This window comes from Desulfovibrio piger, from assembly GCF_900116045.1.
In the GTDB taxonomy this organism is placed as follows: Bacteria; Desulfobacterota; Desulfovibrionia; order Desulfovibrionales; family Desulfovibrionaceae; genus Desulfovibrio; species Desulfovibrio piger_A.
The window spans coordinates 2,512,318-2,530,173 of record NZ_LT630450.1 but is presented as its reverse complement, the minus strand read 5'-3'; the positions used below and the strand labels follow the sequence as shown (position 1 = coordinate 2,530,173).

Here is a 17,856-nt window from a genome sequence, read left to right as displayed (position 1 = left end):
TTTTTTATGCCCTGCACGCATCTGGGGCGGGCTGCCCCCCATCCCGCAGGCGGGCATCGTCCGGCAACGTGGCGGGCCGGGCCTGCGCCGCCTCCGTCAGATAGCCACAAGAGGCCAGCAGGCGGGCCGCCTCGGCCACGGAAAATCCCTGCCAGGGGCCCCGGACCGCCCCTTCCTCGTCCCGGGGGATGGCACCGGTCTCCACCACCAGGACATTGGCTCCCCAGTCCACCGCCTGCGCCACGGGCGGATGCACGCAGATGTCCGGTGTCCCCGGCCCGCAGCAAAGGCGTGTCACCGCCACCAGCTGCGCCAGCCGCCCACCGCTCACCGGCGGGAAGGATGCCAGCGGACTTCCGGGCACCGGGACCCGGGCCATGACGCCACAGACCTTCGTCCCGGACTCCAGACCGGCCAGCAGTACGTCCGCGATCTCTTCGTCGGTATGCTCACTGCCCACCGGTTCCACAAGATGGGCCGGGCCCAGTCCCTCCGCATGGATCCTGTGCAGGCTCTGCCGTCGTGCCCGGGGATCAAAGGGCGTGTCCCGCCCCTCACCCAGCCGCAAAGCATGGTAGAGCAGTCCCACGCCGGCCCGCCGCAGGGATGCGGCCCCGGGGCCGTCAAGCTGGCGGGTATTGGCCACCAGGCAGCAGGAGGACGGCAGGACGTTGCGGACCCGCGCCGCCAGCCCGCACAGGGCCTCCAGGCCGTAAGCCTCCGTCGTGCGCAGCACCACCCAGGATGCCCCGGCTGCGGCAAACGCTGCGGCGGCCCGAACCACTTCTTCACCGCGCCAGCGCCGGGCCCGGCGCACGATGCCCCGGCTCTGCCCGAAAGCGCAGAAGGCACAGTCCATGGGGCAGGGGACGCAGTCCACACCTATGGCTGCCCAGACCTTTCCCCTGTTGCCTGCCAGCAGGCGCGCCATATGGCGGGCCGTCTTTCCCAGCAGGACCGCCTGCGGCGAGTCCGCCTTCCAGGCCAGCATGGTCAGGATATCGTCCCTTGCCGGCAACTTGCCCTCCAGTGTGCGGCGGCGTACCTTTTCCAGCAGCAGGACGTCCTCCCGGCCAGCGGCAGGGGCGTCCCCCTCTCTCTTGATGCCCGTCATGACAGCACCTCCCGGGAAATGGTTTGACAGGAACCTTTTCCCTGCCTATGTTCAACCTATAGTAGACTAACTCCAATATTATGTTCGTGCAAGAAAGTTCCCTTTTTGACGGCTGCCCGTGCAGCGGCTGCCACCTGCCACGCTTCGTCCTGCCCCTGCTGCTGGGCCTTCTGGCCGATGGCCCGCAACATGGCTACCAGCTCTTGCAGCGGCTCAGGGACTTTCCCACCCTGCGCGACACCCCGCCGGACCAGGCCGGGATGTACCGTCTTTTGAAACAGATGGAGGACAACGGCCTTGTGAGCGGCGAGCAGGGGCCCGGCCGCACCGTGGGCAAGCGCAGTTTCACCCTGACGGCACGGGGGCAGGCCTGCCTGGCCACCTGGGCCGGGACGCTGGACCGCTATCAGGAAGACATAGCCTGTATCGTCAGCTTCCTGCGCCGCGGGAAGGTCGGGGGCGACCATTCCTGATATCCGCACAGGCCCGGGCCTCCTGCCGTCCGAAAACACTTTGGAGGCATCATGGATCATCAGGAGATCGCACGTCAGTTCGCGGCCTGCATCGCTTGCAGCCAGCAGATATGCCGCCATTTCGCGCCCCGGCTGGGCATCGACGACAGCCTGGCCCTGCGCATGGCCGCGGCTTTCGGCAGCGGCATGGGCCATGCCGGGACCTGCGGCTGCTTCACCGGCGCCATGCTCGTCCTCGGCCTGCGCTTCGGACCGCATGAGAGCGCCACGGCGTCCGCCTGTACGGAACGGCTGGCCGGAGAAATCCGCCGCTTCGAAGGGCTGTTCCGGCAGGCGCACGGCAGCCTGCTCTGCCGCGACATCCTCGGTATCGACATCTCATCCCCCGAAGGACTGGCCCGGGCCTGTGCACAGGGGCTTTTCAGCTCCGTCTGTGCGCCGCTGGTGGCCCGGACATGCGCCCTGCTGGAATGCGGCTGGGAGGGGCCGCGGGTGGAGGGCTCTCCAGAGACGCCAGGCCCCGGTGCTGCGGATGCTCCCTGCCCGCAGCGCCCGTGAAGGCCCTGCGGGCTCTGGGGCCGGGACAGCCTGCCCCAGCAGCAGGACGGTCTCCTTTCCTCCGGCAGGCTGCTACCGGCACGGCCGCGCCTGTCAGAAAGGCCTCCCGCCTCCGTACGGTACGCCCTCTGGCAGGGCCCAGCAAAAAAGGCCGGAGCCTCAAGGGCCCCGGCCTCCGGTTGTCCGTTGTCAAAAAATGCTAGCGTCCGCTTTCGCGTTCTTCCTGGCAGGCGCGGCACAGGCCGACGCCGGGCAGGGCCTCCAGACGCTTCTGGGGGATGGGCTCACCGCATTCGCGGCAGCAGGCCACGCCGTCGATCCAGTCGGGACCGCCCTGATCCAGGGCAGCGCGGGCGCGGGAGAGGGCAGCTTCACGGTCCAGACGTTCAAGTTCAGTGGCCTGGTCAAAAACATCCATGCATCTGTCTCCTTAAAGCAAGCGGCAATCCCGCATACGCCGGGATTGCCGTAGTGGATTGGTGCGGGCCTGTGTAGCACAGGCGCCCCATCCTGTAAAGAGGCCGCCCGCAGGCCCAAAGAAAAAATCAGGATGGCGGGCCCCCGAGACGGCCGTGATGGGGCCGCCCCCCAAAAGACGGTAAAAAGAGGCCCCCGCGCCGGCCGGCGGCACGGGGGCCCGGAGGGTCTCTGGGGAAGGCGTGCCTACTTCGCCGTGCGCAGGATGTCTTCCAGCGTGTCGATGAAGGCGTCGAGGTCGGCCTTGTCGATGGTCAGGGCGGGCAGCAGACGCAGGGTCACGCCGTGGCTCAGGTTGCAGATGAAGCCGCGGGAGATGAGTTCGCGCCACACGGCGGCGGCATCCACGGCCAGCTCGATGCCGATCATCAGGCCCAGGCCGCGCACTTCACGCACGGTACCGGGCAGCTTGTCCTGGATGGCGCGGACGCGGTCCATCACATGCCTGCCCAGCACGGCGGCACGGTCGGCCAGCTTGTCGCGGAGCATGATCTCCACGCACTTGGCCGCCACACCTGAGGCCAGCGCGCCGCCGCCGAAGGTGGTGGCATGGCTGCCCGCCTCGAAGCCCCTGGCCATCTCGTCGGTGGCCAGCATGGCGCCCATGGGCAGGCCGTTGGCCAGGGATTTGGCCATGCTGATGGCGTCCGGGGTCAGGCCGTGCTGCTGGAAGGCCCAGAAGGTACCGGTGCGGCACAGACCGGCCTGCACTTCGTCGCAGATGAAGAGGATGTCGTGCTTGCGGCACAGGGCTTCCACACCGCGCAGGTAATCGCCCGGCAGGGGCACGATGCCGCCTTCGCCCTGCACCACTTCCAGCAGCACCGCCGCCGTGGCGGGCGTGATAGCGGCCTCCAGGGCGGCCAGGTCATTGGCGGGCACCTGCTTGAAGCCGTCGGGCAGCGGCGTGAAGCCGTCGCTCAGGCTCTCGCGGCCCGTGGCGGCCAGGGCGCCGAAGGTACGGCCGTGGAAGCAGCCGCCCAGGGTGATGATCTCGTAGGCGTCGCGCTGCTTGACCTTGCGCATGTAGCGGCGGGCCAGCTTGATGCAGGCCTCGTTGGCCTCGGCGCCGGAATTGCAGAAAAAGACCTTGCCGTGATGGCTGGTGCCCAGCAGCAGGCGGGCCAGCTCCAGCTGCTCTTCCTGATAGAAGAGGTTGCTGACGTGCCAGAGCTTGTGGGCCTGGGCTTCCAGGGCGGCGCAGACCTCATCGTTGCAGTGGCCCAGGGCGGTCACCGCGATACCGGCCAGCAGGTCCACATATTCCTTGCCGTCCACGTCCCACAACCGCGAGCCCTTGCCTCGGACCACAGCCACGGGATATCGGCTGTAGGAACGGCAAAGCAGTGCTTCTTCCTGGGCTTTGATGGCGGAAAATGCGTCGGACATGGTCAACTCCTTTGCTGGGAGGCCTTGCGCCCTCCCACGGGGCACGCGCCCCGGCAATGATGAAACAGAAATGGCTTCGCAAAAAACGGGAGGGCCGCCGGAAACACATGCCTCCGGCCCGCCGGCGGGCTGGGCCCGCGGCGCACGCGGCCCCGGGCGGCGGCATCCCTCTGGCGGCTAGCGCCCCGTATGTCCGAAGCCGCCCGCACCGCGCTCCGTGGCGGAGAGGCTCTCCACCTCCTGCCAGACAGGGCGGACAAAGGGCTGGAAAACAAGCTGGGCCATGCGCTCCCCACGCCTGAGGACGCGCTCCTCGCCCGAGGTGTTGAGCAGCATGACGAGGATCTCGCCCGTATAGTCGGGGTCGATGACCCCCACGCCCTGGGCCACGGTCAGGCCCTCACGCGCGCCGAGGCCGCTGCGGGAATAGAGGAAGCCCGCAAAACCGGCCTCGCAGGGCTGCACGCTGATGCCCGCGGGCACGCAGAAGCGGCCCCCGGCAGGGATGCGCACGCAGTCCTCGTCCAGACAGGCGCGCAGGTCGATACCGGCCGAAAAGGCCGTGGCCGGTTCAAGCCGGCCGGCATACAGGGAACGGGCCCCTTCGCGCACGAAAGCGAGGCGCACGGGGCAGGCGGGTACGGAAAGAGTGCTCATGGCGTGAGATGTAGCGCACATGCGGGCAGCGGGCAAGAGGCGCAGGCCGCCGCACGCCCGCAGGCCGCGTCCCGGGGACGGCCGTTTCGTGCCCGCGCTCACGGACAGGCCGTGCCGGCGGCCCCGGACAGCCCTGGCGGCGCCCTGTCCATGTCCTCCCCACGGCGCGGACCACGCCGCCTGCCGGGATTTTCAGGAACCATTGCCGGCAGAGCTCCGGGCGGAGCCCCGGCAAAAAAATTTTTTTCAGTCCGCCCTGCCGGATGCCCTGTGACGGCCTGTGTTCCCCCAGCCTTCTTCCTTGCAAGGGAGGCCCGCGCCCCGCCGGCTTCCCCCGCTCCCTTCCCGGGCCCTCCGCTCCTGGCCCCTTGCCTTCCCGGCCCGTATCAGGCAAAGATGCGGCCAACAAAAGGAGATGGCGTGACTGAACACAGCTATGCGGTTATTGGTGGCGGCCTGGCCGGTTGCGAATGCGCCCTGCGCCTGGCGCGGGCAGGCCTGCAGGTGACCCTGTTCGAACAGAAGCCGGCGTTCCGTTCCCCGGCCCATGTCAGTGACGGGCTGGCGGAGCTGGTCTGCTCCAATTCCCTGCGCTCGGACGAGCTGACCTCCGGCATCGGCCTGCTCAAGGCCGAGATGCGCGAACTGGGCAGCGACTTCATGGAGCTGGCCGACGCCCACCGCGTGCCCGCGGGCAAGGCCCTGGCCGTGGACCGCGAGGCCTTCTCGGCGGCCATGACGCGGCGCATCCTGTCCACGCCCGGCATCACGCTGGTCCACCGGCAGATCACCTCCCTGGACGATCCCGCGCTGGACGGCTTCGGGACCGTGGTGCTGGCGGCCGGGCCCCTGGCCTCGGAAAACCTCTCCGCCTCGCTGGCCGGGGTGGTGGGCGGCGACCACTGCTATTTTTATGATGCCATCGCGCCCATCGTCTGGACGCATTCCCTGAACAGGGACATCGTGTTCCGTGCCTCGCGCTACGGGCAGGAAAAGGGCGAGACGGGCGGCGACTATCTCAACTGCCCCATGAACAGGGAAGAATACGAGGCCTTCTATAACGCCCTGCTGGAAGCGCAGAAGGTGGGCGCACGGGACTTCGAGAAGGAAAAGCATTTCGAAGGCTGCATGCCGGTGGAGGCCCTGGCCGAGCGCGGCCCGCGCACCCTGACCTTCGGGCCGCTGAAGCCCGTGGGCTTCGTGGACCCGCGCACCGGCCGCCGCCCCTGGGCCATCCTGCAGCTGCGGGCCGAGACCCTCAACGGCGAGACCTGCAACCTGGTGGGCTGCCAGACCAAGCTGACCTATGGCGAGCAGGCACGGGTGTTCCGCATGGTGCCCGGTCTGGAGAAGGCGGAATTCGCCCGCTTCGGCAGCATGCACCGCAACACCTATGTGAACGCGCCCGTGGCCCTGAACGCCGACCTTTCGCTCAGGGCGCGGCCCCGGGTGTTCCTGGCCGGGCAGATCACCGGCGTGGAAGGCTATCTGGAATCCGCCGCCTGCGGCATGTGGCTGGGCATGCTGCTGGCCGCGCGCGCCCGGGGGCGGGAGCTGGCCCTGCCGCCGCTGGAATGCGCGCTGGGCGCCCTGCTCAACCACCTGCGCACCCCGGCGAAGCACTTCCAGCCCTCCAACGCCCATTTCGGCCTCATGCCGGAGCTGGACGAGAAGGCCAGAAAGAAGGACCGCAAGGCCCTCTACTCGGCCCGGGCGCGCGAGCGCTTCGCCAGCTGGCGCGCGGAACAGGGGCTGCTGACGGCCGGGATGTGAGGAGGGCCGGGGAAAAACTTTCTGCCGGACATGCCTTCCTTTGCCCCTGTTGTGCCGGGGCGGACGGCCGCCTGTGACGCCCATGCCGCAAAACGCTCAGGCACAGGGGCCGCAGTGCGTCCATAACCACCTGAAAAGACAAAAATAAAAAAAATCCCCAAAAAGTTGTTGACTCGCAAGGTGGTTTTCGCTAGATAAGACTTCGCCTCTTGGAGTAGGAGCGTAGCTCAGGTGGCTAGAGCACTTCCTTGACACGGAAGGGGTCAGCAGTTCAAGTCTGCTCGTTCCTACCAAATAAAATAATAAGGGCATGAGCCCGTGGCGACAGGGGCGGTGCCCGCCAGATAGCTGCATGAAAGCAGCACGTTTTTTGAAGATGGGGAGGTTTTTCAGCCTCCCCATTCCTTTTTTTGTACCATACGCCCGACAGGGCGCCTGAAGGAGTATAAACATGGATGTCCGCGTGGAAGGACAGGTGGTGGACGCCCCCGAACAGGGTGATGTGGCCGCTGTTCTGCAGAAAGCGCTGAGCGGCAAAAAATTCAAATCCGTGGTGGCTGCGCGCGTGACCGCAGGGGGCACGGAGACTTTGTGCGACCTTTCCGCCACCGTGCCCGCCCAGTGTACCGACATCACTCCCGTGTACGCCGATTCTCCCGAAGGCCTGAGCATGATCCGCCATTCCACGGCCCATGTCATGGCCGCCGCGGTGAAAAAGCTTTATCCCTCGGCCAAGGTGACCATCGGTCCCGCTGTGGAGAGCGGCTTCTACTACGACTTCGACGTGGAAAAGCCCTTCTCCAGCGAGGACTTCCCGGCCATCGAGGCAGAGATGCAGAGTATCGCCGGCGAACGCCTGCCCTTCGTGCGCACCACCATGAGCAAGGCCGACGCCATCGAGAAGTTCCGCAAGATGGGCGAGAACTTCAAGGTGGAGATCATCGAAGGCATCGAGGGCGACACGGTCTCCCTGTACACCTGCGGCGATTTCACCGACCTGTGCCGCGGCCCCCACGTGCCGCACACCGGCTTTTCCAGGGCCAGCAAGATCCTTTCCGCTGCCGGCGCCTACTGGCGCGGCGACGAAAAGAACCCCATGCTCTCCCGTCTGTACGGCACCGCCTTTGCCGACGAGAAGGCCCTCAACGCCTATCTGAAGCAGCTGGAAGAAGCCAAGCGCCGCGACCACCGCAAGCTGGGCCGCGAACTGGGCTTCTTCACCTTCCATGAAGACGTGGCCCCGGGCATGGTCTTCTGGCTGCCCAAGGGCATGCTGATGCGCACCATCCTGGAAGACTTCTGGCGCCGCGAGCACCTCAAGCGCGACTACGACCTGGTGCAGGGCCCGCAGCTGCTGCGCGTGGAGACCTGGCAGCGCTCCGGTCACTACGACCATTACCGCCAGAACATGTATTTCACCCAGATCGAGGACGATCAGTACGGCATCAAGCCCATGAACTGCATCTCGCACATGCTGATCTACCGCAACGATCTGCGCAGCTACCGTGACCTGCCCCAGCGCTACTTCGAGCTGGGCGTGGTGCACCGCCACGAAAAGAGCGGCACCCTGCACGGCCTGCTGCGTGTGCGCCAGTTCACCCAGGACGATGCCCACATCCTGTGCACGCCCGAACAGCTGGAAGGCGAGATCCTCGGTGTCATCCACCTGATCCGCGACCTGATGCACCTGTTCGGCTTCGACTACAAGGTGGGCATCTCCACCCGTCCCAAGGACAGCATCGGGACCGACGAAGCCTGGGAACTGGCGACCAATGCCCTGATCGAGGCCGTGAAGAAGGCCGGCATGCCCTACGAGATCAACGAGGGCGACGGCGCCTTCTACGGCCCCAAGATCGACGTGCGCCTGCTGGACTGCATCGGTCGTGAATGGCAGTGCTCCACCATCCAGGTGGACTTCACCCTGCCCGAACGTTTCGACCTGACCTATGTGGGCCAGGACGGCGAACGTCATCGCCCTGTCATGGTGCACCGGGCCATCATGGGCTCGCTGGAGCGCTTCATCGGTGTGCTCATCGAGCAGTACGCCGGCGCCATGCCCACCTGGCTGGCGCCCGAACAAGCCCGGATCCTGACGGTCACCGATGCCCACAACGAAGCCGCGCTCAAGGCCTGCGAGGAGCTGAAAGCTCTGGGGATCCGCGTGACGGCCGATACGCGCAACGAGAAGCTGGGCTTCAAGGTGCGCGAGGCGCAGCTGGCCAAGGTACCGTATATTCTGGTGGTTGGGGAAAAGGAAGCGCAGACGGGCGGCGTCAATGTGCGTCTGCGCAATGGGGACAACCTGGGGCTCAAGTCCGTGGCGGAAGTGGCTGCCCTGATCCGTACGGACAGCGAAGAGCCTTTCAAGAATGGAGGGATGCGCTATAGCTTCTCCTAACATGAGACCCCGGCGCGACATGCCGCAGGACGGCGTGCGCCGCAACGAGATGATCCGCGCCCGCGAAGTGCGCGTCATCGGCGCCGATGGGGAACAACTGGGTATTTTGCAGCGCAACGAGGCTGTTGCCCTTGCCAAGGAAGCCGGTATGGACCTGGTGGAAGTCGCTTCCACCTCCGAACCGCCTGTCTGCCGCATCATGGACTACGGCAAGTTCAAGTACGAGCAGCAGAAAAAGAAGCAGGAAGCCAAAAAGCGCCAGAGCGTGGTGCAGATCAAGGAGATCAAGGTCCGTCCCAAGACCGACGACCACGACTACGAGACCAAGCTGCGCCACATCCGCCGCTTCCTGGAAGACGGCGACCGCTGCAAGGTGACGGTGTTCTTCCGTGGCCGCGAGATCGTCCACAAGGACCGCGGCGTCAGCATCCTCGAACGCGTCGTGCAGGACCTGGCCGATGTGGCCAAGGTGGACCAGGAGCCCCGTGCCGAAGGCCGCACCCTGCAGATGCTGCTGGTGCCCAAGAAGTAGCCCGCGCCAGAACCTTTTCTGCCTGGCGTCACAGGTGGCCTGTGCCGTCGGGCCCGCCTGCGCGCTCCTGCATTTTTGCACTTGCGCCGCACGGCTTTTTCAGGCAATATGCCGTTCCTGTCCGTACTGTACGGGCAGGCCATTCGCTAAGGAGTATAACATGCCCAAGATCAAAACCCGGCGTTCCGCGGCCAAGCGTTTCGAGCTCACCGGCAGCGGCAAGTACAAGCGTCGTCGTCAGAATCTGCGCCACATCCTCACCAAGAAGGCTCCCGGCCGCAAGATGCGCCTGGGCCAGGCCGCCCTCGTTGACCGCACCAACGAGAAGGCCGTGCGCCGCATGCTGCCCAACGGCTAGCGCAGCGGCCCTTGCGAAAGCTCCGTACGCGGAGCATCCGCCGGCACGCGGGAGCGTGACGGTGTGGATTCTGATCCGTCCGGATTGCGCGCCCGTATGCGGGAGGCGGCATGACCGCCGCAGCACCGCCGCGCGGCGCGGCGCCCCACAGGGGCAACGGCCAGCGCAAAGCCGTTCTTTTCAAGCAATTTGCGCCCCATCTGGGATCAATTTTTTTCCCCGGCAGGCACAAAACCTCCGCCTTGGCCGGGCGAAAGGAGGGTACCCCCCATGCGTGTGAAGAGAGGTCTCGCCGCCCATCGTCGGCACAAAAAGTACCTGAGCGCGGCCAAGGGTTTCCGTGGTGGCCGCAGCCGTCTGTATCGTACCGCCCGTGAGGCTGTGGAGCGTTCGCTCCAGTATTCCTTCATCGGCCGCAAGCACCGCAAACGCGACTTCCGCACCCTGTGGATCCTGCGCATCAACGCCGGCGCGCGCCTGAACGGCCTGTCCTACAGCCGCCTCATGCACGGCCTGAACAAGGCCGGCATCGCCCTGAACCGCAAGGTCCTGGCCGACCTCGCCGTCTACCACAAGGACGATTTCGCCAAGGTGGTGGAAATGGCCAAGGCTGCCCTGTAGCCGGCACGCCACAGCTTTCCTGAGCGCGCGGCACGTCTTGGCGTGAGGTTTTTCCTCGTGCGGGATGTGCCGCGCTCTTTTTTTCCGCCGGAGATTCCGGTAAGATCGGGCGCGCCCCGGGTGCCGCGCATCATGCGGCCCCGGCGGCATGCGCCCCTGTTGTCATGTGGCGGCGGGACATGGTGTTCCTCCGCCGCTGTTGTGTGCGGCCCTCCGGGCCGTTCCTTTGACCGTAACGCCGCCTGCGGCGGCTCCGGGTATTCGCATGGATTTGATGACTGTACTGGAAAGCCTGGTTACAGACCTCGAAGCAGGTCTTGACCGGGCTTCTTCGTTGGATGAACTGGAAGGACTGCGGGTGGACTTTCTGGGCCGCAAGGGCAAACTGGCCCAGGCCATGAGTTCCATGGCCAAGCTGCCCCCCGCGGAACGCCCCGCCGTGGGTCAGAAGGCCAACAGCGTCAAGGAGCGCCTCACCGCCCTGTTCGACGCCCGCAAGAGCGCTCTGGAAGCGGCCCTCGAAGCCGAGGCCCTCAAACGCTTCGACGCCTCCCTGCCCGGCCGCGCCCCCTGGCGCGGCTCCCTGCACCCCACCACCCTGGTGATGGAAGAGATCTGCGGCATCTTCAGCAAACTGGGCTTCGACATCGCCTCCGGCCCGGAAGTGGAGAACGACTTCTACAATTTCGAGTCCCTCAACATGCCGCCGGAACACCCCGCCCGCGACATGCAGGACACCCTCTACATCACCGAACGCGTGCTCATGCGCACCCACACCTCCCCCGTGCAGGTGCGCACCATGCTGGGCCGCAAGCCCCCCCTGGCCATCGTGGCCCCCGGCAAGGTCTACCGCCGCGACTCCGACCTGACCCACACCCCCATGTTCCATCAGGTGGAAGGGCTGGTGGTGGGCCAGGACATCAGCATGGCCCATCTGCGCGGCACCCTCACCGCCTTCGTGCGCTCCGTGTTCGGCGGCCATACCGAAGTGCGCTTCCGTCCCAGCTTCTTCCCCTTCACGGAACCCTCGGCCGAGGTGGACATCAGCTGCTGCATGTGCGGCGGCAAGGGCCACATCGACGGCGAGCCCTGCCGCGTGTGCAAGACCACCGGCTGGGTGGAGATCCTGGGCTGCGGCATGGTGGACCCCGCCGTGTTCGCCTCCGTGGGCTATCCCGCCGACGTGAGCGGCTTCGCCTTCGGTCTGGGCGTGGAACGCGTGGCCATGCTCAAGTACGGCATCGGCGACCTGCGCATGTTCTTCGAGAACGACGTGCGTTTCCTCGGCCAGTTCGGCCTGTACGCCTAGGGTGGGTCCCGTGTCCCTGTCCGTCTGCCTCCGCCGCGCCTGCGTGCCCGTGCTGCTGGCCCTGCTCTGCGCCGCAGGCTCCGCCGCGCTGGACGCCGGCGACGCCCGGGCCGCCTCGGCCCTGAGCCCGCGCCACAGCGGCCTGGAGCCGCCCGGCGGGCCCAAGCCCATCGAGGGCCTGCCCGCCATGGGCAATGCCGGCAACACCACCGAGCGCGGCATGGGCTATACCGATGCCTACGGCCGCCCGCTCAAGGACTACGGCCCCGAGGAGGTGAAACCCCGCAAGCGCCCCCGCGGCGGCGCTTACGGCACTTACGGACGCAAACAGAGCCGCCCCCTGCCGGATCCCGACGCCGACACACCGGGCAAACCGGCCTGGGACTTCAACTGAATCAACTGCTAACCGGCCCTGCGGGGCCAGTGAGATGACATATGCTGCTTTCTCTTTCGTGGCTGCGCGAATTCGTCCCGTATGAAGGTACGGCACAGGAGCTGGGCGACCGGCTGACCATGCTGGGCCTGGAACTGGAAGAGATCGTGCGCCCCTATGACGCCATCGCCCCCATCGTGGTGGGCCATGTGGTGGAATGCGTCGACCATCCCGAATCCGACCACCTGCACATCTGCAAGGTGGACGCCGGCCAGGGCGAACTGCTGGATATCGTCTGCGGTGCCCCCAACGTGGCCGCCGGCCAGAAAGTCCCCGTGGCCCTGGTGGGCACCACCATGCCCGGCGGCCTGGTCATCAAGAAGGCCAAGCTGCGCGGCGCGCCCTCCTGCGGCATGATCTGTTCCGAACGCGAACTGGGCCTCACCGAGGATCACAGCGGCATCATGGTGCTGCCCGACAGCGCCGTGCCCGGCGCCCGTCTGGTGGACACCCTGGAGCTGGACCGCGAGGTGCTGGACATCTCCATCACCCCCAACCGCGCCGACTGCCTGTCCGTGCTGGGCCTGGCCCGCGAGACCGCCCTGGCCTTCAACCTGCCCCTGACCATCCCCGAGCTGCCCCTGAGCGAGGACGGCCCGGCCCGCGACCTGCCCCCGGTGGAGATCAGCGATCCCGAGCTTTGCAACCTCTATGCCGGCCGCGTCATCACCGGCATCAAGATCGCGCCCTCGCCCATGCGCATCCGTCACCGCCTGCATGCCGTGGGCGTGCGTCCCATCTCCAACATCGTGGACGTGACCAACTACATCCTCTTCGAATGCGGCCAGCCCTTGCATTCCTTCGACCTCGACAAGCTCAAGGGCGGGCGCATCATCGTCAGCCCCGCCGCCCAGGGCGAGAAGTTCGTCACCCTGGACGGCCAGGAACGCACCCTGGACGCCCGTGACCTCTGCATCCGCGACGCCGAGCGCGCCGTGGGCCTGGCCGGTGTCATGGGCGGCCTGAACACCGAGATCGACGAGAACAGCAGCAACGTCTTCCTGGAAAGCGCCGTGTTCCGTCCCGGCACCATCCGCAAGACCTCGCGCCGTCTGGGCCTCTCGTCCGAGGCCTCCTACCGCTTCGAACGCGGCATCGACCACAAGCGCGCCATCTGGTCCCTGGACCGCGCCTGCGCCATGATGGTGGCCGCCGCCGGCGGCAAGGTCTGCCCCGGCTACACCCTGGCCGAGCCCAGGCCCTTCGTGCCCGTGCAGATCGAGTTCCGCCCCGCCCGCGCCAATGCCCTGCTGGGCGTGGAACTGAGCCCCGCCTTCGACGAAAAGGTGCTCTCCGGCATGGGCTGCGCCATCACGAAGACCAGCGACGACAGCTGGCAGGTCACCCAGCCCAGCTGGCGCCCCGACCTGACCCGCGAAGCCGACCTCATCGAAGAGGTGGGCCGCGTGCACGGCCTGGACACCATCGCCCCCGAGCTGCCCGCCTTCCTGCAGGATCTGGACCGCGCCGGAGAACCCATGTCCACCTTCCAGTTCTGGTCCCGCCTGCGCCACTGGGGCGCCGGCCTGGGCCTCAACGAAGCCGTCAACTACAGCTTCGTGGGCCACAAGGACCTGGACCTGCTGGGCCTGCCCGCCGAAGGCCGCATCTCCATCATGAACCCGCTCTCCGCCGAACAGGATGCCCTGCGCACCGTGCTGGCCCCCGGCCTGCTGCATGACCTGCGCAACAACCTGGCCCAGGGCGCCGCGGGCGTGCGCCTGTTCGAGCTGGCCAACACCTTCACGGCCGCTCCCAGCGACGATCCCCACGCCACCGGCGCCACCGAGACCGGCATGCTGGGCGTGCTCCTCTACGGCCAGCGCCACGACAGCGCCTGGCCGCATGCGGAAGCCGACATGGACTACAGCGACCTCAAGGGCATCGTGGAACACCTGCTGCACTTCCTCAACCTCGCCGCCCCCGTGTGCCGGCTGGACGAGAGCCACCCCTACCTGCTGCCCTGCGTGCGCCTGAGCGTGGACGGCACCGGGGTGGGCGTCATGGGCCGCGTGCGCCCCGAGATGGCCGACAGCTTCCACGCCCGCAAGGACGTCTGGCTGGCCGAGCTCGACCTCGGCGTGCTGCGCCGCCTGCATGACGCCGCGCAGGTGCGCTTCAGGAGCCTGCCCGTCTTCCCGCCGGTGCGCCGCGACATCACCGTGGCCGCGCCCCTGGGCGTGACCGTGGGCGCCATCCTGGACCAGATCATGGCCCAGAAGCAGCCCCTGCTGGAAGGCGCCGTGCTGGTGGACAGCTTCAGCCCCGAAGGCAGCGACGAGCGCAACCTCACCTTCCGCCTGACCTTCCGCCATGCCGAACGTACCCTCAAGGATGCGGAAGTGGACAAAGTGCGGGAAAAGGTGGCACAATCCCTGGTGCAGACGCTGGGCGTGCGCATCTAGCGGCCTGCCCCTTCCGCAACGGGCGGGCCCCTGCCCCCTGCGGCGGAAGTGCTGCTGATACGGTTTTCCACGGGCTGCGGCCCCCTTGCGGGGCCGCGGTCCGTGGCGCTGCGTGCGGCCCGGCCCCGCGCGGTGAAACCCGCAAGAGAGGGAGCATGTCGGAAAAACTCTACAAGATCGGCCAGGCCGCCGCCCTGCTCAACCTCAATACTTCCGTGCTGCGTTTCTGGGAAACGGTGTTCCCCCAGCTGGCTCCCCGGCGTACGGACTCGGGCCAGCGTTTCTACACCGAAGAGGACATGGCCCTGCTGCGCCGCATCCAGCAGCTGCTGCACCAGAAGGGCATGACCATAGAAGGCGCGCGCCGCATCCTGGACGGCAGCGCCACCCTGGACGAGATCCTGCCGGAACGCGCCGCCAGCAAGCGCGATCCGGCCCTGATGCTGAAGCTGAAAAACGAGCTGACCGAGCTGCGCCGCCTTCTGGCCGGCCGGTGATCCCCTGTCCTGCCGCTCCGGCAGTACGCCGCGGCGGTCCTGCACGACAGGCAGCGCACCACAGGATGCCGCATGATCCTTTCTCCTTCCCTGCTCTCCGCCGATTTCTCCCGCCTGGCCGACGAGCTCGCCGCCCTTGAGGCCGCGGGCATCTCCTGGCTGCACCTGGACATCATGGACGGGGCCTTCGTGCCCAACATCACCTTTGGCCAGCCCGTCATCCAAAGCCTGCGCCAGCGCAGCAGCCGGCTTTTCTTCGACGTGCACCTCATGATCGAGGAACCCGCCCGCTATCTGGAGGCCTTCCGTGATGCGGGGGCCGACATGCTGGTCATCCACGCCGAGGCCGACCGCCATCCCCAGCGCACCCTCAGCGAGATCCGCCGCCTGGGCATGAAAGCCGGCCTGGCCTTCAATCCCGGCACGGACATCGCCCCCCTGCGCTGGCTGGCCCCCGATCTGGACATGGTGCTCATCATGAGCGTGAACCCCGGCTTCTCCGGCCAGAAGTTCATCCCCCAGAGTTTCGACAAGATCCGCGCCACCCGCACCATGCTCAATGCCGCCGGGGCCGGGGACGTGCTCATCCAGGTGGACGGCGGCGCCTGCCCCGAGAACACCGCGCAGCTGGTGGCCGCCGGGGCCGACGTGCTGGTCTCGGGCTCGGCCTTCTTCGGTCATCCCCCCTATGACCGGTGCCATCAGCGATTCCAGGCCGCTGCCCGGACCGCGGCCGACAATGCCCACGATGCCCGTTGCGCTGCGGCCGCCCTGTGGCAGCCCGGCCGCGCCCTGAAAAAATAACTCAACAAAGGACCGCATCATGCCTACCCGCAGACAGTGTGCCAACGCCATCCGCGCCCTTGCCATCGACGCCATCGAGAAGTCCCGTTCCGGTCATCCCGGCGCCCCCCTGGGCATGGCCGACATGGCCGAAGCCCTCTGGCGCCACGGCTTCAAACACAATCCCGCCGATCCCGGCTGGATGGATCGAGACCGCTTCGTGCTGTCCAACGGTCACGCCTCCATGCTGCTCTATGCCGTGCTGTACCTCACCGGTTACGACCTGAGCATGGACGACATCCGCAACTTCCGCCAGCTGGGCTCCCGCACTCCCGGCCACCCTGAGTGCCACGTGACCCCCGGCGTGGAGATGACCACCGGTCCCCTGGGACAGGGCATCTCGTCCGCCGTGGGCATGGCCCTGGCCGAAAAGATGCTGGCCACCCGCTTCAACACCCCCGAACATACGGTCATCGACCATCACACCTATGTGTTCCTCGGTGACGGCTGCCTCATGGAAGGGGTGTCCCACGAGGCCTGCTCCCTGGCCGGTGTGTGGGGCCTGGGCAAGCTCATCGCCCTGTACGACTCCAACGGCATCTCCATCGACGGCAAGATCGACGGCTGGTTCACCGAAGACGTGGCCGCCCGCTACAAAGCCTACGGCTGGCAGGTCATCGGCCCCGTGGACGGCCATGACGCCGGGGCCCTGGACGCCGCCCTGGCCGAGGCCCGCGCCGACGCCGACCACCCCAGCCTCATCATCTGCAAGACCCACATCGGTTTCGGTTCCTCCAAGGCCGACTCCGCCTCCTGCCACGGCTCGCCCCTGGGCGTGGACGTGGCCGCCGCCACCTGCGCCGCCCTGGGATGGCATCAGCCCCCCTTCTCCGTGCCGGACGACATCGCCGCCGCCTGGGACGCCCGCGAAGCCGGCAAGAAGGCCGAAGCCGAGTGGCAGGCCCGTTTCGACGCCTACCGCGCCGCCTGTCCCGAACTGGCCGCCGAGCTGGAACGCCGCATGAAGGGCGACCTGCCCGCCGACTGGGCCGGCATCGCCGCGGCCATGATCCAGAAGGCCGTGGACGCCGGTGAGAGCATCGCCACCCGCGTGGCCTCCAAAAAGGCCCTGGAAGAACTGGTGGGCAACCTGCCCGAGATGCTGGGCGGCTCCGCCGACCTGACCGGTTCCGTGGGCACCAAGACCAGCCATTCCGTGGACTTCGATCCCGCCACCTGCACCGGCAACTATCTGGCCTACGGGGTGCGCGAGTTCGGCATGAGCGCCATCATGAACGGCCTGGCCCTGCACGGCGGCTTCATCCCCTACGCCGGCACCTTCATGGTCTTCTCCGACTACGCCAAGAACGCCCTGCGCCTGGCGGCCCTCATGGGCACCCGCGCGGTCTGGGTCTTCACCCACGACTCCATCGGCGTGGGCGAGGACGGCCCCACCCACCAGCCCGTCGAACAGGTGCCCGGCCTGCGCCTCATGCCCGGCCTGGATGTCTGGCGCCCCTGCGATACCGTGGAGACCGCCGTTGCCTGGCAGTGCGCCCTGGAGAACGCCCACCGTCCCACCTGCCTTTCGCTCTCGCGCCAGAACCTTCCCTTCGTCAGCCGCGACGGGGCCCAGGTGCAGGCCATCGCCCGCGGCGGCTATGTGCTGCGTGACTGCGACGGCACCCCCGAGCTCATCCTCATGGCCACCGGCTCCGAAGTGGGCATCACCCTTGAGGCCGCCGAGGCCCTCACCGCCGAAGGCCGCAAGGTGCGCGTGGTCTCCATGCCCTGCTGCGAACGCTTCGACGCCCAGGACGCCGCCTACCGCGAAAGCGTGCTGCCCGACGCCGTGCGCGCCCGCGTGGCCGTGGAAGCCGCTGCCGCCGACTACTGGCGCAAATATGTGGGCCTTGACGGCGCCGTGCTCGGCATGACCACCTTCGGGGCTTCCGGCCCGGGCAAGGCCCTGGCCGAACACTTCGGCTTCACCGCCGCCCACCTGGCCGACATGGCCCGCCGGCTGCTGGGCTAGGGCGGGACGGATATGATCCGTTGAGGGGAGAGGAACGTTGCTTT

General features: G+C 67.3%; 17 protein-coding genes and 1 tRNA gene. 14 read left to right on the top strand and 4 right to left on the bottom strand.

The genetic code is table 11. The features are described from left to right. Positions 1-4: 4 nt before the first annotated feature. Positions 5-1,114, bottom strand: a complete 1,110-nt coding sequence (locus tag DESPIGER_RS11230) for a hypothetical protein (protein WP_072336918.1) — start codon at positions 1,112-1,114, stop codon at positions 5-7. A gap of 80 nt (positions 1,115-1,194) precedes the next feature. Here DESPIGER_RS11230 and DESPIGER_RS11225 point away from each other — a divergent pair, with 80 nt between their 5' ends. Then, the gene (locus DESPIGER_RS11225; RefSeq protein ID WP_072336916.1) at positions 1,195-1,587 is read left to right on the top strand and encodes a PadR family transcriptional regulator; all 393 of its coding nucleotides are present in this window, start codon (positions 1,195-1,197) and stop codon (positions 1,585-1,587) included. A gap of 51 nt (positions 1,588-1,638) precedes the next feature. After that, positions 1,639-2,145 carry a C-GCAxxG-C-C family protein gene (locus tag DESPIGER_RS11220; RefSeq protein WP_072336914.1) on the top strand — a complete coding sequence of 169 codons (507 nt, stop codon included), beginning with the start codon at positions 1,639-1,641 and terminating at the stop codon, positions 2,143-2,145. A gap of 199 nt (positions 2,146-2,344) precedes the next feature. Here the strand turns inward: DESPIGER_RS11220 and DESPIGER_RS11215 are convergent, their stop codons facing one another. The 3 genes from DESPIGER_RS11215 to dut form a co-directional block, all read right to left on the bottom strand. Continuing rightward, a complete protein-coding gene (locus DESPIGER_RS11215) occupies positions 2,345-2,563 on the bottom strand; it encodes a TraR/DksA family transcriptional regulator (protein ID WP_072336912.1) in 219 nt (72 codons plus the stop codon). Between the two features lie 245 nt (positions 2,564-2,808). Further along, the gene (locus DESPIGER_RS11210) at positions 2,809-4,011 is read right to left on the bottom strand and encodes an aspartate aminotransferase family protein (protein WP_072336909.1); all 1,203 of its coding nucleotides are present in this window, start codon (positions 4,009-4,011) and stop codon (positions 2,809-2,811) included. 177 nt (positions 4,012-4,188) lie between these two features. After that, a complete protein-coding gene (gene dut, locus DESPIGER_RS11205; protein ID WP_083575387.1) occupies positions 4,189-4,668 on the bottom strand; it encodes a dUTP diphosphatase in 480 nt (159 codons plus the stop codon). Between the two features lie 396 nt (positions 4,669-5,064). On the opposite strand from dut, the gene trmFO reads away from it, so the two are divergent. The 12 genes from trmFO to tkt all read left to right on the top strand — a co-directional run bounded on the left by trmFO (position 5,065) and on the right by tkt (position 17,812). Then, positions 5,065-6,441, top strand: a complete 1,377-nt coding sequence (gene trmFO, locus DESPIGER_RS11200; protein WP_072336903.1) for a methylenetetrahydrofolate--tRNA-(uracil(54)-C(5))-methyltransferase (FADH(2)-oxidizing) TrmFO — start codon at positions 5,065-5,067, stop codon at positions 6,439-6,441. Positions 6,442-6,657: 216 nt separating this feature from the next. Beyond that, positions 6,658-6,734 (top strand) — tRNA-Val (locus DESPIGER_RS11195). A gap of 158 nt (positions 6,735-6,892) precedes the next feature. Continuing rightward, positions 6,893-8,839, top strand: a complete 1,947-nt coding sequence (gene thrS, locus DESPIGER_RS11190) for a threonine--tRNA ligase (RefSeq protein ID WP_072336900.1) — start codon at positions 6,893-6,895, stop codon at positions 8,837-8,839. Position 8,840: 1 nt separating this feature from the next. Further along, the gene (gene infC, locus DESPIGER_RS11185) at positions 8,841-9,371 is read left to right on the top strand and encodes a translation initiation factor IF-3 (RefSeq protein WP_072336897.1); all 531 of its coding nucleotides are present in this window, start codon (positions 8,841-8,843) and stop codon (positions 9,369-9,371) included. A 160-nt stretch (positions 9,372-9,531) separates the two neighbouring features. Then, positions 9,532-9,729, top strand: coding sequence for a 50S ribosomal protein L35 (rpmI, locus tag DESPIGER_RS11180; protein ID WP_072336895.1), 198 nt, complete (start codon positions 9,532-9,534; stop codon positions 9,727-9,729). A 270-nt stretch (positions 9,730-9,999) separates the two neighbouring features. Continuing rightward, a complete protein-coding gene (rplT, locus tag DESPIGER_RS11175; RefSeq protein ID WP_006008100.1) occupies positions 10,000-10,350 on the top strand; it encodes a 50S ribosomal protein L20 in 351 nt (116 codons plus the stop codon). A gap of 265 nt (positions 10,351-10,615) precedes the next feature. Next, on the top strand, positions 10,616-11,659 hold the full coding sequence (gene pheS / locus DESPIGER_RS11170) for a phenylalanine--tRNA ligase subunit alpha (RefSeq protein WP_072336892.1): 1,044 nt from the start codon (positions 10,616-10,618) through the stop codon (positions 11,657-11,659). 10 nt (positions 11,660-11,669) lie between these two features. Beyond that, positions 11,670-12,053, top strand: coding sequence for a hypothetical protein (locus tag DESPIGER_RS11165; RefSeq protein WP_072336889.1), 384 nt, complete (start codon positions 11,670-11,672; stop codon positions 12,051-12,053). A gap of 41 nt (positions 12,054-12,094) precedes the next feature. Then, a complete protein-coding gene (gene pheT, locus DESPIGER_RS11160; RefSeq protein WP_072336886.1) occupies positions 12,095-14,497 on the top strand; it encodes a phenylalanine--tRNA ligase subunit beta in 2,403 nt (800 codons plus the stop codon). A gap of 155 nt (positions 14,498-14,652) precedes the next feature. Continuing rightward, the gene (locus tag DESPIGER_RS11155; RefSeq protein WP_072336883.1) at positions 14,653-14,994 is read left to right on the top strand and encodes a MerR family transcriptional regulator; all 342 of its coding nucleotides are present in this window, start codon (positions 14,653-14,655) and stop codon (positions 14,992-14,994) included. Between the two features lie 72 nt (positions 14,995-15,066). Then, positions 15,067-15,798 (top strand): ribulose-phosphate 3-epimerase, encoded by a 732-nt coding sequence (gene rpe / locus DESPIGER_RS11150; RefSeq protein ID WP_072336880.1) that lies wholly within the window; start codon positions 15,067-15,069, stop codon positions 15,796-15,798. A 19-nt stretch (positions 15,799-15,817) separates the two neighbouring features. Then, complete coding sequence (tkt, locus tag DESPIGER_RS11145; protein WP_072336877.1) at positions 15,818-17,812, top strand: transketolase; 1,995 nt, start codon at positions 15,818-15,820, stop codon at positions 17,810-17,812. Positions 17,813-17,856 lie beyond the last annotated feature (44 nt).